Source organism: Advenella sp. FME57 (assembly GCF_014897675.1).
Lineage (GTDB): Bacteria > Pseudomonadota > Gammaproteobacteria > Burkholderiales > Burkholderiaceae_B > Advenella.
In genome coordinates this window covers 148,006-165,210 of sequence record NZ_JABUXU010000006.1, presented here as the reverse complement: position 1 = coordinate 165,210, position 17,205 = coordinate 148,006, and the positions used below count along the sequence as shown (strand labels likewise).

The window sequence follows — 17,205 nt, the reverse complement described above, 5'->3', positions numbered from 1 at the left end:
GTGTGCAGCACGGTTTCGTCCTGCGCAGTTACTTCGCGGGGTCGGCCGGGATCCATTTTTCGGCCACTCCTGCGGCGGCCCCGGCCCAAACAATCCTTGCATCAAGCCATGACGGTATCGCGATTTACCCGTGCACTTGTGCTGCTCTGTACGACCGACTCTTGCGGTGGGCTGTCGATAAATCGTTTAGTGAATTAATCGAGCGTGATGTTCTCGCGCTTGATGACTTCGGCCAACTGCTTGGTCTCGTTCGCAATACGCGTGTCGAAATCCTTCGGATTCGTCATGACAATGGTTCCCTGCGCACTCAGTGCCGTATTCGCGGCCTGCACAGACATGGCCTGTTTGGAGTGCTCGTACAACTTCTCAACGATGTCAGCAGACGTTCCAGCGGGAGCCAGCAGACCCAGCCAGAACGTCAGATCAATATTCGGAAAGCCCGCTTCAGCCATTGTGGGAATATCGGGCATCTGGGAAATGCGTTGGTTCGGCGTTACCGCGAGGGCCTTGAGCTTTCCAGCGCGAATTTGCGGAACGCTGGCCAAGGTGTCGAACGAAGTGTTCACCTCGCCAGCCATCACCGCCATGCTCGCCTGCGATGCAGATTTGTATGGGACATGCGTGGCCTTGAACTTTCCGTCATTACTTAACATTGCATACGCCAAGTGCGCGAGATTTCCTACTCCGCCAGATCCGTAGCTGAGCTCAGAAGGATGGCTCTTGGCAAACGCGACCAAGTCCTTTACGGAGTTGATGGCGTGCGTCTTTGCCCACAGCGCATTTACGTTCAGGATGAACGGTGCATCCAACACCAGCGCAATTGGGGAGAAATCCGTTGACTTGTATGGCGAGTTTTTGTAAATCAACGGATTGCCCGTAATGCTACTGCTGTTGGTAGCCAACAAGGTATAGCCGTCCGGTGTCGAACGAGCGACGTCAGTTGCACCAATGGAGCCATTGGCTCCGCCTTTGTTTTCCACGATCACCGACTGTCCCAGGGACTTTGAAAGGTTGTCGGCAAGCAGGCGAGCCATCGCATCGGTAATGGATCCCGCCGGAAATGGAACGACGATTCGAATCAGTTTGGCAGGCCAATTTTTATCCTGTGCAAACGCCATGGTAGAACTGAGCCCAAACGTTGACGCTCCCGCGACGCTTGCAGCTGTGGCTAGAAAATCTCTACGCGATTTTAATATTGTCATGTTATGTCTCCGAAAATTTGATGAACAAAAAATAAAAGGTTCAAGTTGCGATATCTACCGATCGCTCTGTACAACGCTCGCAAGCCAGCCATCCGGTGTCAAAGGGAAGCGCTACTTGAGACAAATCAATGGACGCTTTTGGCCACTCCCTGGGCTGTTTTCCTGGTTGCCGAGGTTCCGGTGATTCCGCAATCCTGAAGCGCTTGTTGCTGCTCCTGAGTCATTCCAAGCACTCGAGAGAAGACCTCGTGGCTGTGCTCGCCCAGCGTGGGTGCCGGGCGTACGATCTTGGTTGCTGCGACTGTCTCTCTGAACCAGGGAGTCGTAGCCAGATACTTGCCAAGATATGCACGTGATATCTTTTTGAAGAAACCCCTGTCGCTCAAGTGCGGATCGTCCAAAACACGCCAGATCGGCTTTACCACACCCGCACCAATGCCGGCCATTTGCAGTTCAAGCATGGCGCTGTCTGCAGATCGCTGCCTGGACCACGTGCTTATGTGAGCATCTATCTGCTGTCGTTGCAAACGACGGCCCTCAACATGGTTCAATAGCGAATCGGTGCAGAGGTGGTGGGCCTTAATGACGTTGACCAAGGCCCGCCATTGTGCATCGTTGGTGACGCTCAGAACCACCCACTGGTCATGGCCTGCACATTGATAAACTCCGTGCGGAGCAAATAAGGGATGCACGTTACCGCTGCGCGGGGTCGTTTTCCCGCAAACGGACTGCTCCACGATGAATGGTGCGACCATTGGAAGCATGCATTCAACTTGCGAGAGATTGACGTGCCGGCCTTTCCCTGTACGTGCTTGCACCAGGAGCGACAGAAGGGCGGCCGCACCGCCGTTCCATCCACCTATCGGATCGCCATACGCGTAGGAAGTCAGTGATGGCGGATTCTGTGGAAACCCGGTGTGATGTGGCAAGCCGCTAGCCTGCTCAAGCGTACCGCCATAAGCCCGCGTGGTGCTCCACTTGTTGCCGCTACCGAACGCGGGCATAGACACCATCACCAGTCGATCATTCACCTTGGACAAAGCCGCGTAATCCAGACCCAGCTTGGGAAGCACCTCGGTTGAATAGTTTTCGATGACGATGTCGGCAGTTTTTACCAAGTCGAGTAAAACTGCGCGCCCTTGCTGACGAGTCAGATCCAGGGTTATGCCAAGCTTGTTCCGGTTCATCAGCGCAAAGTTCGAATTTTTCTCGTACAGACGCTCGTTGTAGAACGCTTCGGTGTAATGCGTTCCTCTCCACCAATCCGGATATTGAGTCCCTTCGACCTTGATGACTTCGGCGCCAAAGTCTGCAAGGGTGCGTGTTGCCAGGGGCCCTGCCCACCCCATGGTCAAATCGATCACACGAATCTTGCGAAGCGGCGGCACAGCCACTTTTGCGCGAGTACGGCGTACTCTCGAAGCCAGGGCTTGGTCGGTGCGATAGAACTGGTTGTCTGCACCCTTCATCGGCGCAGCACCCCCTGGCAAAGGTCCTACATCCCCGAGCGGAAAAGGCACGACCACGCCTTCAAACTGGCTGGCCCCGGATTTCACCGGAACAAATGCACCACGCTCACGATGAACCTGCTGCACAAGCAGCTCTTCCATTGTCGGCACGAGAACAGCCGGGAATTTAGCCTTGCCAAGTTCCTCAAACCATTCCTGGGCAGTCTTAGTAAGCAGCGCCGGAAGCAGGAACTGGTCAATCTCGTCGGCATGCTTTATGCGTGTCGGACCGCTCATGAATCTAGGGTCCTGGGCATGTTCTGGATGTCCCACTGCCGAACACAACGCAGTCCATTGCGGATCTGTGTGTGCGAAAATGCCGATCCAGCCTTGGCGGGTCTTGTAGATACCACCGGGGTGCGTTGTGCAAAACCGGTTGACGCCTAATCGCGCTTTGGGGTGACGCCCGTCTTGCACCATGCCGGCCTCCATCTCCACAACAGAGAAGGCAAGTTCATGAATGCTGAGCACATATCGACGGCTTCCGTCAGACTCGCCAAGCAAGGCTGAAATCGCGCTTGAGAAAGCACCGATACCCGCAACAATTCCCGTTTGCAGGTCGTGCGGCAGATGCGGCGGTCCTTCGACCGCGCCGCTACCGTAAACAGCACCGGCCAGGGCACGGCAAACAGCGGTCGTGCCCACGAAACTGCTGTACGGACCACTTTCGCCAAACCAGGTTAAATACACCTCGATTGGCACGTTCTCGACGTTAGCCGCGTCACTTTCACCATAAACAGGGCGTTTCAGGGCTCCGATGCCTTCATTTAGCGCTCTGGCATCGAGAACTACGTCGCAGGTTTTGGCCAGTCGCGATAACCATGCAAGTTCTTCGAAACTGTTATCATCCAATGTGACGTTGCGTTTATTTGTGTTGAGCCAGGCGTTCAGTGCGCTTTGCGATTCGATCGCTGAGCCCGTCAGCAGCGGAGGCACAGACCGAAGCGCGTCACCGTCCAACTCCTCCACCTTGATGACCTCAGCGCCAAAGTCTGCGAAAAGCTTTCCGGCATAGGCCAATGCCGCGCCATTGCCGATTTCCAGGACGCGCAGTCCAGCAAGTGCGAGCTGGCTGGTAGGTTCATGCTTAATCAAAGTCTGTTCCCTCTATTTGTGTGCAGTGCTTACCAAGTGTCGATAAATGAGCGACGGGGACGAGCCGCGCGCAACGACGCAGAAGCGATGCCTTGACGAATCCATGTCCGCGTCTGTGCCGGGTCGATGACTGCATCGATTTCAGTGGTGGACGCGACGTTGATGGCATGACCGCGTTCGTATGCACGTGCTACCAGCTGGTCGTAAAGCGCTTGCCGTTCTGGCCCTTCGGGAACGTTGCCGAGTTCCTTTTTGAAGCCCAACCGGATTGAGCCTTCCAGCCCCATCGGACCAAACTCTCCTGTTGGCCAGGACACCGAGCAACTTGCCGAGCGAAAGCCGCCGCCTGCCATGGCCATGGCTCCCAGGCCGTAGCCCTTTCGCAGGGCAATGGCCAGTATTGCGACACGCAATTTGGCAGCGGTTACGAACATGCGGGATACGTGGCGCACCTGAGCCTTCGCTTCCTCATCGGGGCCAACCATGAAGCCGGGTGTGTCGATCAGCGAAATGATCGGCAGGCCATGAACATCACAAAGATTCATGAACCGGGCCGCCTTGTCTGCGGCATCAGCGTCAATGGCGCCGCCCAGATGATGTGGGTTATTGGCGATGATGCCCACGGGCTGCCCTTCAACGCGCGCAAGCGCTGTGTGCATGCCGTGTCCGAATCCTGAACGAAGCATCAATATGCTACCCACGTCGGCGATGCCTTCAATGGCCTTGCGGCTGTCGTAGACGCGTAAGCGATTCTCGGGGACCACGTGCCGCAGTTCCAGCGGATTGGGCGCTGACCAGTCCTTCGTTCTGCCCTGAAACATTGAAAGGTAATGCTTGGCGAGCTCAACGGCTTGAGCCTCATTCTCCACGAGAATGTCGATGACACCGTTCGCAAATTGCACACTCGCAGGGCCAACCTCCTCAGGTTTGAATTTTCCCAGGCCACCGCCTTCAATCATCGCGGGGCCGGCCATTCCGATATTGGAGTTTTTGTCCGCGATGATGACGTCACATACGCCCAGAAAGGCAGCGTTGCCGGCAAAGCATCGACCTGATACGATGCCCAGCAGTGGAACTTCACCACTGAGTTCTGCTAACGCCGCAAATGAAGGCTGGTACAACCCGGACACAAATGGGAAGTCTACGTCTCCCGGACGACCGCCGCCGCCTTCGGCAAACAACACAAATGGCATCTCGTCGCGGCGCGCACGCTCCACCAAACGATCGGTTTTGATGTGATTGCGCTTGCCCTGCGTACCGGCCAGAACCGTTGCGTCATAGGCCATTACGGCACTTAGCGACTTGTCATAACCGAACTGGGCCCCGTTGATGTTGCCAATACCAGTGACGATACCGTCGGCAGGTGTGTTTACCATTAGATCCTCCTTCGTGCGGCGGGTCGCTTGTGCGGCAACGACCAATGCGCCGTATTCGACAAAGGAACCGTCATCACACAGATCCGCAAGATTTTCGCGGGCAGTTCGTTGACCGCGCGCGCGCCGCTTAGCCACCGCATCCGGGCGAGCGTCGTCATACAGAATGGCATGGCGATCAAGTACTGCCTGCAAATCGGGGCGGATGGCCATCAAATCTACGGTTTCAACAGCGACCTCTGCATCTGTACTGTCCAGCGCCTGTTCCAGCACCACCAGGATATCGCCCTCAGCGATCTGACTGCCGTTATCGGCCCGTACATCAACGACTCGCCCATTGACTTCAGCGACCACGGAGTGCTCCATCTTCATCGCTTCGATGACCGCTATGGACTGCCCATTCAGAACCGCATCGCCTACGCCAACCAAGACTTCGACAACGCGCCCGCTCAGTGGCGCGCGAGAGCCAACGAGCCCCGCGTCAAGCACTTCCTGTACGACGTTTTTCGTGACTGGCGATGCGGCGGCTGTATGAGTCGCTTCGCTCATGGGCAACTCCTTCGCCTCCTGCTCACTTTCGAGCGCAGAGGCAGTAGCGACCAAGTCCGCAAGAATCGATTCGATATAACGGGTATGGTTCTTTTGCTGTAGGAAATCATCACGATCGACAAGCGCTTTCAGTAAATGAATGTTCGTCGAAACGCCTGCGATCCTGAACTCAGCCAAACTGCGGCGCAAGCGCCTGACGACGTTTGAAAAGTCATCACTGGAACTGGACACAATCAGCTTGGCCAAAAGCGTATCGAAAGCCGGCGCGGGACAATAGCCGCTATAGGCATGCGTATCCACTCGCACATCTGGGCCCATGGGGGGGTCAAAGCGCTCAAGACGACCGTGCGCCGGTCGGGCCAGACCATCGGCGTCCGTGGACTCCGCCGTAATTCGCACTTGAATGACATAGCCCTTTATCTGCGGCGGGCTCTCAGGGTTCAGGCCCAACGCCTCAAGGCTCTTGCCTTGTGCAATACCAATTTGCAGCGCCACCAGATCGACCCCGGCGACTTGTTCGGTAATCGTATGCTCGACTTGAAGTCGAGGATTGGCCTCGATGAAAACAAAATCCGTTTGTACGCCATTTTCATCTTCTTCAACGAGGAACTCAAACGTGCCAAGGCTGCGATAATTCACCTTCGACGCAAGCTTGCTTGCTGCGGCAAGAATATCTGTACGCAATTGCGCCTTGAGAACAGGGCTTGGCGCGATTTCAACCACTTTCTGAAAGCGACGTTGCAGCGTGCAATCGCGTTCACCCAGCGCGACGACATGTGATCCGTCCCCCACTATTTGCACCTCGATGTGACGCGCACGGTTTACCAAGCGTTCTGCATAGAGGGCATCCACGCCAAATGCGGACATCGCCTCGGATCGACAGCGAGCGTAGAGTTCAGGAATTTGAACCTTTGACGTTACCACTCGCATGCCGCGACCTCCGCCACCGCCCACTGCCTTGATGACGACACCCACGCCGCCCTGCTCGTCGAAGAACTGCACTATTTCCTCGAGCGTGGCGTCTCCGTGAGTGGCAGGCATCACGGGTACGCCGCACTCCCTTGCAAGTTTCAATGCGCTACCCTTGTCGCCAAACAAGGCCAATTGCCTGATCTCGGGGCCAATGAAGGTAATGCCTGCAGCGGCACACACTTGAGCGAAATCCGGTCGCTCGCTCAGAAAGCCATAACCGGGGTGGATGGCATCGCAGCCCTCACTTTGTGCTGCAGCGATAATGGCATCGATATCGATATATGCCGAAGGGCCTGCCGCATCCAATGCAACTGACGCGTCCGCCAGAATGCGATGTCGTGAATTCGAATCATCGCTCGAATAAACCGCCACGCTGTGCATTCCCAGATCACGTATGGCGCGAAGAATACGAACGGCGATTTCGCCACGATTGGCAACCAAAATTTTCTTCATGATTTCCTGTTTTCCTGATTTCTTGTCTTAATCGTTGTCTTGCCCACCACTGGAAATTGCACATCCAACGCTAAGTAAAACGTTCACCCAATTCTCGGCACCAGTTTGAATACGGCACGCGCAACAGCCAAAACCACGCCTTCGTCGTCGTGGACTTCACCCTCGCAAAATGCAATGCTTTTGCCACGCCGTTTGCATGTGGCAACAATGTCTATGCGCGATTTGGCAGGCGCATAAAAATGAGTCGACATATCAATCGTTGCAGCCCCGATAGTGAGTGGATCGTGCGCTCGCGCCACGACGCTCAATGTGAAATCTAGTGCGCTCATCAACGCGCCCCCGTGAATATCACCTCGGCTGTTGAGGAGTTCGCGCTTTAATTTCAAATGTGTACGGCAACAATCACCATCCAGGTTGATAGTCTGGAGACCAATATGGTGCATGAATGGCACATCAATTCCAAAATGCCCCAATTGCAAGCCATCTGCTTCTATTGATAATTCCTGGTTTTTTACACAGCTCAAACTTGAATCCTCTAACGTACGCATAAAAATAAACCAATGATCATTGAGCAGTGACGTGCGCTTTGTTCACGACCTGCTTCCACTTATCGAGTTCTGAATGAATAAAGGCTGTTACCTGCGTCGGTGATAACGTCACGGAAATGGAGTTGTTGTCGGCCAACCATTTCATGTTTCGCTGCGCCGCATTGCTCTGTTGTGCGATGTCATTGAGTTTGCTTACTATTTCAGCGGGCAACCCGGGAGGCCCAAACAACCCTACCCAAGCTTGAGATTCATAGCTGGGATACCCGGACTCTGCGATAGTCGGAATGCCTGGTAATGAAGATAATGGCTGCGTTGAGGTAATCGCCAATGCCTTGGCCTTTCCATTTTGAATAAATGCTGAAGCAGATGTCGCGTCAACGAAAGCAGATGGAATCTGCTCACCGATCAGGTCGGTTACAGCAGGTGCTGCACCTTTGTAGGGAATATGGCGCAAGTTCGCACCCGTTACGAGTTTAAATAGTTCGCCCGACAAATGCGCAGAACCACCGACGCCACTTGAGCCAAAGGCAAGGCCTCCCGACTGCTTTTTCGCATAATTGACAAATTCTTTTACGTTGGTTACAGGCGATTTGGCTGGCACCAGCAGCACGTTTGGCGCAAGCGCCAGAATCGATATGTTGGAGAAATCTTTCTTCGGGTCATATGGAAGATTCGGTTGCAATGCCGGGTAGATAACGTGCTGCGTAGCCGTCACCAATAACGTGTATCCATCAGGTTTCTCCCGAGCCACCACTGCGCTACCGATTTGCCCACTGGCACCCGCTTTGTTCTGAACGACCACGCTCGTCTTCAGTGCGCTTCCCAAATCAAGCGCCAGGCGGCGTGCAATCAAGTCTGTGAATCCACCGGGAGCGAACGGCACAATGATGTTGATGGGTTGTTCTTTTGGCCAATCTGCGGCGCCGGCGCTATTTGAGAAGCCCAGCGTCGATGCAACGATGAGCATCGGAAATACCGAGAGCACTTGGCGGTTCAATGTGTACCTTGCCAGCATTTTGTCTCCTAAAGTTTTGCCCTTTATTCATCGTTACGCTTATAAATAACGGTGCTAGAGGGTTTTTATTGAGTGCTTAACTTTTGACTGCTACCGGTTGCCGAAGCTGTTAAATCAACCAAGCGCCGGTGTTGGCACTTTTCAAACCTGTGGATCACATGGCAGGAATGCGGATTAACGCCAACCCAATCTCCTTGTCAATGAAGATGGTTTGTCATGCTCATGCGCGTGCAATTCAGTGGTGTAATAGTAATTTCCGTGAGTCTGTGACACAATTCACATCTTTCTTTGACAGCTATAGCGGTTCGGCATAGATCTCAATTTGGGTGAACTAACGATGGACTTAAGACAACTTCGGACCATCCTGGCTATTGCCGAAACGGGTAGCCTGACCAAGGCAGCCGAACTTCTTCACGTCGTTCAACCGGCGTTGTCCCGACAACTGAAGCAGCTGGAAGATGAGCTGGGTACCCCGCTGTTTGAACGAAATCGCCTCGGAATGGTGCTGACAATCCCAGGCCGCCGCTTCGTGGACCAGGTGCGAGTTTCATTAAAGGGGCTTAATCAAGCCAAGGCTGACATCGGAGCGGCTGCCGCAAACCTGATGGGGTCCGTCGCCGTAGGCATGCTGCCAGGTCTTGCCGCTGCGCTGGCCGGACCACTGGTAACGTCTCTGCGCCGGCAATACCCGGACTTGAAAGTACGCATCGCCACCGGTTTCACGGATTTCCTGCAAGACGGCCTGGAAGACGGCAAGCTGGACATTTGCCTCATGGGCGACTACCTGCAATCCGAGATGCTCTTGACGTCACCAGTTTTCCGCGAACCCATTTACGTTGTGGGCCTACCCGCTTGCGGGTTATCGCAATCCCATCCCGTCACCCTTGCTGAAGTCGCAAAGCGGCCTATGGTGGTTCCGGAAGCGCAAAGTCTTCGCAACGCCATCGACCGTGCGTGTACCATTATTGGGGTTAACTTGAATTTGGTGGCTGAATCAGACAGTACTGCCGTCATTCTCGACCTGGTTGAACGCGGTGTGGGCTACACCATCCTGCCGGTCATGCCGATTACCCCTATGCTAAAGGCCAAGCGCATCGTCGGCGCACCTATCGTCAGTCCTCACCTTCGCCGGACGGTGATCATCGGCAGTCCGGTAATCAATCGCAACCCGCATACGGTGAATGCACTTCAAGGCGAACTGATCGGCTTGCTTCGACCGTACGTTCAGCAATTCAGTTGCGTGGGTGTGGAGTGGCTGGCTGACTGACCTGCAATGATGACCGGGCAGAGCGTACCTCATGGCCTGACGGGCTTACCCGATAAGCAACGCCAGGGCCAGCATAAACTATACAGCGACATAACGCAGTGGCTCTGCGACAGCAGCACTGGTCGCGTTCAGCGCAGATTACGTTCGACGCGTGTTCAACACGGTTTTGTCCTGCGCAGTTACTTCGCGGGGTCGGCCGGGATCCATTTTTCGGCCATTTGATCGTACTGGCCACTGGCTTTGAGCAGGTGCATCCACTGGTCGACATATAGCTTGAATCGTATGTCATTGTCAGGGATCAGGTATCCCATTTCGGCATATTGCAGTGGTTGATCCGGATTGACCGCGCATAGCTTGGGGTTCAGTTTGCTCTGGACCCGGGCCTCGGCCGCTTCGGTCACAAAGGCATCGGCCTTGCCATTGGCAACCTCATCAAAAATGGTCAGATTGTCCTTGTGCATGGTGAGCGACGCTTTTGACAGCATGGTGCGCGCAAATTTTTCATTGCTGCCGCCAGGATTGGCCACAATCCTTACTTCCGGGCGATTCAGGGCCTCGATGCTTTGATATTTGTCCTTGTCCTCGCAGCGGACAATCGGCGTTTTGCCATTTACCATATAGGGTGCGCTGAAAAAGGCTTTTTTCTGGCGTTCCACAGACACTGAGATGCCACCGGCGCCAATATCGCATTTGCCGGAGGTAAAATCGGCCATCAGATTGGCCCAGGTGGTTTTGACAACCTGCATATTTGCGCCCAGGGTGCCGGCCAGGGCGTTCATCAGGTCGATATCCAGGCCTTCAAAATGCCCACCCTGGTCAAAACTGAACGGCTTGTAATCGCCTGGCGTACAGACGCGCAGGGTTTTGCTGTCCGTGACCTGTTTGAGCGTATCGGGGGCCGCTTGCGCCAGTACCGAAAGCGGCAAGGTGCAAAGCAAGGCGGACAGCAGGGTTCTTTTCATGGTTATTCTCCAAAGACAAGGATGGGAAAAACAGCAAGTCTGGCGCAATTTCAGATGCAATACAATCAGGCATATCCCAATATGCGGGTACACTGGCCGGTGCATACCCAATCTACAACATTGACACAATGAATATCTCGCCCTGGCTGACCGGCTTTGAGCCACTTCATTCACCACACATTACTCATCTGATTCTAGGTAGTTTCCCGTCGGAAGCGTCGCTTGCGCGTCAGGGTTACTACGGACATCCGCAGAATCAGTTCTGGCGGCTGATGGGGGCGATCCTGGATGAACCCATGAATACCCTGGACTATGAGGCGCGTACCGCAATTTTGCTGGCGCACCGGATCGGGCTCTGGGATGTGTACTCAGGCTGCGAGCGTGTTGGCAGTCTGGACAGCGCCATCCGTCGGGGCCAGCTCAATCCACTGCATACCCTGTTTGCTGCCGCGCCAGCCTTGCAGTATGTGGGGTTCAATGGCAAGGCGGCTGCCAGGGCAGGGCAGCCACATATTCCCGTGCATATCCAGACGCAGACGTTGCCTTCAAGCAGCCCCGCCTACACGCTGGCCTTTGCTGCCAAGCTGCAGCAATGGCGGCAGTTTTTTGCGCAGCGCCATACTTGACGCAGCGGCAGGTGGCGTTACCCGTGTCGGCAGCCTCCGGTTCGGATACCCCCTGGTGTAACTTGGTCAGTGCGGCCAGGTTAATGCGGCCCGTTTGGCGCGCCTTGGTAATAATCACGATTGTCTTCACCCTATAGGGTTCTGATACAATAGCCCGGTTCGACGCTGTACCTGTTGCGCCGCTCATCTGCTGCTTATTCGCCAGCCATCCGCCTGGGTTTTTACCCGGCTTTGCCGATTGGATCGGCCAGGCCTGTGCGACGGGCGAGCCGCACTGTCCGAACCGGCGCAACGCAATTCCAGTTGTCATATATCAACCCTCTTCAAGAAAAAAAATCAAGGAGCATCACATGAGTCTGTCACGTCGCCATTTACTGAAAGCCGCCGGTTTGTCCGGCCTGGCAACAGTCTGGCCAGGTATCGGCCTGGCACAGAATGCACCCAAGCTGGAAAAAACCGATGTGTCTATTGCCGTGGGCGGCAAGGGTCTGGTGTACTACCTGCCGCTGACCATTGCAGAACAAAAGGGCTTCTTCGAGGAAGAAGGGCTCAACGTCAAGGTCGCCGATTTCGCCGGCGGCTCCAAAGCCTTGCAGGCCGTGGTCGGGGGCAGCGCTGATGTCTGCTCCGGGGCATTTGAGCATACCATCAACCTGCAATCGAAGAAACAGTATTTTCGTGCGTTTGTGCTGCAAGGGCGCGCCCCAATGATCGTTCTGGCGGGCAACAAGAAAACGCTGGCCGGCTACAAATCGCCAGCCGACCTCAAAGGCAAGAAAATCGGCGTTACGGCGCCCGGTTCCTCCACTAATATGCTGGTCAGTTTTTTCCTGGCTCAGCACGGGTTGAAGGATTCCGATGTGTCCATTATCGGCGTTGGCGGTGGCGCCGGTGCGGTCAGCGCCCTGCGTGCCGGTCAGATCGATGCACTCAGCAACCTGGATCCGGTGATCAGCTTGCTCGACGGCACCGGTGATATCTTCACGATTGCCGATACCCGCACCCTGAAAGATACGCAAACCATTTTTGGCGGCCCCATGCCTGCCGGCTGCCTGTATACCGCGCAAAAGTATATTGATGAAAATCCGGGCACGGTGCAGGCGCTGACCAACGCCATGGTCAAGGCTGACAAATGGATTCAGACTGCAGGCGCAGAAGAGATCATGAAAACGGTCCCCAAAAACTATCTGCTGGGCAACCCCGATGTTTACAAGCTTGCGCTGACCAAGAGTTTTGAGGGATTGTCGCCCGACGGCCGGATTGATCCCAAAGGCGCTGAAACGTCATTGAAAGCACTGTCTGTCTATATCGCCGGCTTCAAGGCCGACGATATAGACCTGTCCAAGTGCTGGACCAATGATTTCACCGACAAAGCTGCCAATGCCTGATGCTATGAATGATGCTGCCTTAAGCCTGGACAAGATCACCTGCACGTTTGTCTCCAAGGACAACCGTGACCAGAAGTACACCGCAGTCCGGGATGCGACGCTGCATATCGCTCCCGGAGAATTCGTTGCCGTAGTGGGACCCACAGGCTGTGGCAAATCCACGCTGCTCAATGTGGGAGCAGGCCTGCTTACCCCCTCATCGGGGCAGGTGCGGGTGTTTGGTCAACCTTTGTCCGGGATCAACAAACGGGCTGGCTATATGTTCCAGGGCGAAGCGTTGCTGCCGTGGCGCAATGCGCTGGATAACGTGACAGCCGGTCTGGAGTTTGCGGGCACGGCCAAGGAAGAAGCCAAGCGCCAGGGGCTGGACTGGTTGCGTCGTGTTGGCTTGTCCCAGGCCGAATATAAATACCCGCATCAAATGTCCGGCGGCATGCGCAAGCGCGTCATGCTGGCGCAAACGCTGATTCGCGATCCCGATATTATTCTTATGGATGAGCCGTTTTCGGCCCTGGATATCCAGACCCGGCAACTGATGGAAAATGAAGTGCTCGATATCTGGATGAAGCAGCGCAAGGCCGTGCTCTTCATTACCCACGACCTTGACGAAGCTATCGCCATGAGCGACCGGGTAGTCGTGCTGTCTGCGGGGCCAGGAACCCATATCATGGGCGAGTTTCACATCGATCTGCCGCGTCCGCGCGATGTGGCCGAGGTTCGTGCTCACCCGCGCTTTGTTGAACTTCACCAGGCTATCTGGAGCGTCCTGCGTGACGAAGTTCTCAAAGGCTACGATCAACAAAAACGGAAGTAATATGTGGAACGCCATTAAACCCTCACCCAAAAACTACCGCGCGTGGCAGTTGCTGATCGTCATCGTTCTGCTAGGGTCCTGGTACTTCATTACCCTGAACGATACGGCCGCGTTCTTTTTTGGTCGGCCGCTGGGCGTGGCCGAGGTCATCTGGAACTGGTTCATTGTCAATGCAGATATCTACAGGCATTTGGGGATCACGCTCATTGAAACCCTGCTGGCCTTTTTCCTGGGCACCGTGTTCGGCATGGGCTTTGGCCTGTGGTTGGGGCTGTCCCGTACTGCCAGCCTGGTGCTTGATCCTTTCCTGACCGCGCTCAATTCCATGCCCCGGGTCATTCTTGCGCCTATTTTTGCGATGTGGTTCGGGCTGGGTATCGGGTCCAAAGTCGCACTGGCCTTTACGCTGGTATTCTTTATCGTGTTCTTCAATGTTTTCCAGGGTATCCGCGAAGTGAGTCCGACGCTGCTGGATAACGCTCGCATGCTGGGCGCCAACCGACGCCAGCTGCTGCGTCACGTATACATCCCCTCTGCAACCAGTTGGGTCTTCTCCAGTCTTCATGCGTCGGTCGGCCTGGCCTTCGTCGGTGCGGTTGTCGGAGAGTATCTGGGCTCTGCCAGCGGCGTCGGCTACCTGATCCTACAGGCCGAGGGTACCTTCGATATTAATACGGTGGTGGCCGGCATCATTGTGCTCACGGTGTTTGCCCTTATTCTGGACGGTATCGTCAGCATTACCGAGAAGTATGCGCTCACCTGGCGCCCGGCAGCGGGTGAAACCGAAAAGCTGTAGCGATCTGTCCCGGATGCACCCGGGACAAGCGCTTCATTATCCTTAACATATAAAGGCGTTGCATCGCCAGGAATTTGCAGTCATGAAAAAACAGATTAGAATCGCCGCGATACCCGGAGACGGTATCGGCAAGGAAGTCATGCCGGAGGGGCTGCGGGTTCTGCAGACTGTGAACGAAAAATTCGGTCTGAACCTTGCGGTTACCGAATTTGAGTGGGCCAGTTGCGACTACTATGAAAAGCATGGGCAGATGATGCCCGATGATTGGTTCGAAACGCTCAAATCCTTCGATGCGATTTATTTCGGTGCAGTCGGCTGGCCTGACAAAGTGCCCGATCATATTTCCCTGTGGGGTTCTTTGCTTAAATTCCGTCGCGAATTTGATCAGTATGTGAACTTGCGGCCTGTGCGCCTGATGCCCGGCGTGCCATGTCCGCTGGCCAACCGCAAGCCTGGCGATATTGATTTTCTGGTGGTGCGCGAGAACACCGAAGGTGAGTATTCTTCAGTAGGCGGCAAGATTTTTGAAGGTACCGACAGGGAAGTGGTGCTGCAGGAGTCGGTTTTTACCCGCAAGGGCGTGGACCGTATTCTGAAATATGGCTTTGAACTGGCCAATCGAAGCGAACGTAAAACACTGACCGCCGCGACCAAGTCCAACGGTATTTCAATCAGTATGCCGTATTGGGATGAGCGTGTGGTGGCAATGGCCAAGCAGTACCCAGACGTGAAATGGGACAAACAGCATATTGATATCCTGTGCGCGCGCTTCGTTTTGCAACCCGATCGCTTTAATGTGGTGGTTGCCTCCAATTTGTTTGGCGATATTTTGTCTGATTTGGGACCGGCATGCACCGGTACCATCGGCATCGCGCCTTCGGCAAACCTGAATCCGGAACGCGATTTCCCGTCTCTGTTCGAGCCGGTGCACGGTTCTGCGCCGGATATCTTTGGCAAAAACCTTGCCAATCCGGTGGCCATGATCTGGTCAGGTGCGATGATGCTCGAATTTTTTGCGGCGGACAACCCCGACGCACAAAAAGCGGCAGACAGCATTATGCGGGCGGTGGAAGCGACATTGCTCAATGGGCCGAAGACCCCCGATCTTGGGGGGCAGGCAGGCACCACCGAGATGGGCAAGGCGATCGCGCAACTGGTCGCCAGTCAGCAGTAGGGCACGCACGCCCAGGCAACCGTTTTTGTGCCGGCCTGGGCGAAGCGATAAACGTTGGGCGTGATGCGTGCCAATACGTTGGCTAATACACTGAATAATCCGCTGACTAATTCACAGGCCACTACGTCGGCCAGTTCGCAGACCTATACGCGCAACGAACCGAATCGTCCCGGTTCTGTCAAACCGCTATTTGAAAGTACCATCGTCAGATCGGCTTGGCCGGTGCTGACGATTTTTTATCTGTTATCGTGTGATAATCGAACGGATTAAGTTGTGATGCCTGCAATCTGCAAGCCATTTTTTCAGGCATCACTATTTTAAGCCGAACGCTGCTGGCAATGTTGAGTGCCGCACCCGATTTACAGGCGCCGCATGTACCGACAGACCTATCCAGATACGTTTATCGCCAGACCTTTTCGTAAAAGAATGAGCATGAGCAACATCAACAGCAAACCGACGATTTCCATTGGCGCCCTTGGGGGCACGATCAGCATGACCGGCACGCCGGGCGGTCAGGGAGTGAGCTCGAACCTTGGCGCAGAGGAGCTGGCCCAGTCTGTGCCTGGGCTGGCGCAGGCTGCCACGCTTAATTTGCATACGCTGGCCAGAATGGCCAGTGGTTCCATCCGTTTTCAGCATCTGTTCGATACCCTGGCGTGGGCGCAGCAGCAGATTGATCTGGGCGCGCAGGGGGTGGTCATTACCCAGGGCACCGACACACTGGAAGAATCGGCGTTTCTGCTTGATCTATTCTGGGACCGACGTCAACCACTGGTGCTGATGGGGGCCATGCGCAATCCGCAAATGCCTGGCGCTGATGGCAGCGCCAATCTGCTGGCCGCGGTGCAGGTCGCGGCCGACCAGAATAGTTGCGGTCGCGGGGTGCTGGTGGTCATGAATGACGACATTCATGAGGCGCGGCGCGTGCGCAAAATGCATACCACCCATGTTGATGCATTTGTCTCGCCTGTGTTTGGGCCTGTCGGGGTCGTGCAGGAAGGTCGGGTACGCTATCTGCGCGATACGCCTGAAACACCACGCTTGCCGGCGCCATCAGTGCACGGCGACAAAGTGCTGTTGCTCGAGCACAGCCTTGATGACGATCCTGATATCGTCTCTTATGCATTGGGCGCGGGATATGCAGGCATCGTGATCGCCGGGTTTGGTTCCGGACATGTGTCGGAACCGCTGCGCGATGCATTGGTGGCGGCAGTAGCGCAGGTGCCCATCATCATGTGCAGCCGTACGGGTGCCGGCAGCACCACCACGGCAGTGTATGGTTATAAGGGGGCGGAAATCGATTTGCAACAGCACGGTATTTTGATGGGTGGCTGGTTGTGCCCGCGCAAGGCCAGGCTGCTGCTTAGCGCCGCCATCTGGAACGGACTCAATCGCGACGCGATTAACAGCCTGCTGATCGCCTGGTCAAAGTAAAAACCAGTTTATTTCAAGTGTATTTGCAA

General features: G+C 55.2%; 13 protein-coding genes. 7 read left to right on the top strand and 6 right to left on the bottom strand.

The genetic code is table 11. The annotated features are described in order from the left end of the window. Nucleotides 1–194: 194 nt before the first annotated feature. The 5 genes from INT32_RS09065 to INT32_RS09045 all read right to left on the bottom strand — a co-directional run bounded on the left by INT32_RS09065 (nt 195) and on the right by INT32_RS09045 (nt 8,715). Nucleotides 195–1,202, bottom strand: coding sequence for a tripartite tricarboxylate transporter substrate binding protein (locus INT32_RS09065; protein ID WP_193088408.1), 1,008 nt, complete (start codon nt 1,200–1,202; stop codon nt 195–197). A gap of 125 nt (nt 1,203–1,327) precedes the next feature. Then, nucleotides 1,328–3,805, bottom strand: a complete 2,478-nt coding sequence (locus INT32_RS09060; protein WP_193088407.1) for a CoA transferase — start codon at nt 3,803–3,805, stop codon at nt 1,328–1,330. Between the two features lie 29 nt (nt 3,806–3,834). Then, the gene (locus tag INT32_RS09055) at nt 3,835–7,152 is read right to left on the bottom strand and encodes a carboxyl transferase domain-containing protein (RefSeq protein WP_193088406.1); all 3,318 of its coding nucleotides are present in this window, start codon (nt 7,150–7,152) and stop codon (nt 3,835–3,837) included. Nucleotides 7,153–7,235: 83 nt separating this feature from the next. Next, nucleotides 7,236–7,700, bottom strand: coding sequence for a PaaI family thioesterase (locus INT32_RS09050; protein ID WP_193088405.1), 465 nt, complete (start codon nt 7,698–7,700; stop codon nt 7,236–7,238). A gap of 16 nt (nt 7,701–7,716) precedes the next feature. Then, a complete protein-coding gene (locus tag INT32_RS09045) occupies nt 7,717–8,715 on the bottom strand; it encodes a tripartite tricarboxylate transporter substrate binding protein (protein WP_193088404.1) in 999 nt (332 codons plus the stop codon). A 337-nt stretch (nt 8,716–9,052) separates the two neighbouring features. On the opposite strand from INT32_RS09045, the gene INT32_RS09040 reads away from it, so the two are divergent. Continuing rightward, entirely contained in the window at nt 9,053–9,982 is a 930-nt protein-coding gene (locus tag INT32_RS09040) for a LysR family transcriptional regulator (RefSeq protein WP_193088403.1), read from the top strand. A gap of 179 nt (nt 9,983–10,161) precedes the next feature. On the opposite strand, the gene INT32_RS09035 is transcribed toward INT32_RS09040, so the two are convergent. Then, on the bottom strand, nt 10,162–10,944 hold the full coding sequence (locus INT32_RS09035) for a transporter substrate-binding domain-containing protein (RefSeq protein ID WP_193088402.1): 783 nt from the start codon (nt 10,942–10,944) through the stop codon (nt 10,162–10,164). Nucleotides 10,945–11,072: 128 nt separating this feature from the next. Between INT32_RS09035 and INT32_RS09030 the strand changes: the two genes are divergently transcribed. From INT32_RS09030 to INT32_RS09005, 6 genes are all read left to right on the top strand, one after another. After that, complete coding sequence (locus INT32_RS09030; RefSeq protein ID WP_193088401.1) at nt 11,073–11,570, top strand: DNA-deoxyinosine glycosylase; 498 nt, start codon at nt 11,073–11,075, stop codon at nt 11,568–11,570. A 350-nt stretch (nt 11,571–11,920) separates the two neighbouring features. Continuing rightward, nucleotides 11,921–12,958 (top strand): ABC transporter substrate-binding protein, encoded by a 1,038-nt coding sequence (locus tag INT32_RS09025; RefSeq protein ID WP_193088400.1) that lies wholly within the window; start codon nt 11,921–11,923, stop codon nt 12,956–12,958. 4 nt (nt 12,959–12,962) lie between these two features. Beyond that, complete coding sequence (locus tag INT32_RS09020; protein WP_193088399.1) at nt 12,963–13,772, top strand: ABC transporter ATP-binding protein; 810 nt, start codon at nt 12,963–12,965, stop codon at nt 13,770–13,772. Nucleotide 13,773: 1 nt separating this feature from the next. Continuing rightward, nucleotides 13,774–14,568: an ABC transporter permease gene (locus INT32_RS09015; RefSeq protein ID WP_193088398.1), complete on the top strand. Its 795-nt coding sequence runs from the start codon at nt 13,774–13,776 to the stop codon at nt 14,566–14,568. Nucleotides 14,569–14,650: 82 nt separating this feature from the next. Further along, nucleotides 14,651–15,742, top strand: a complete 1,092-nt coding sequence (locus INT32_RS09010; protein WP_193088397.1) for a tartrate dehydrogenase — start codon at nt 14,651–14,653, stop codon at nt 15,740–15,742. Between the two features lie 432 nt (nt 15,743–16,174). After that, complete coding sequence (locus tag INT32_RS09005; RefSeq protein ID WP_193088396.1) at nt 16,175–17,176, top strand: asparaginase; 1,002 nt, start codon at nt 16,175–16,177, stop codon at nt 17,174–17,176. The last annotated feature ends 29 nt before the right edge of the window (nt 17,177–17,205 follow it).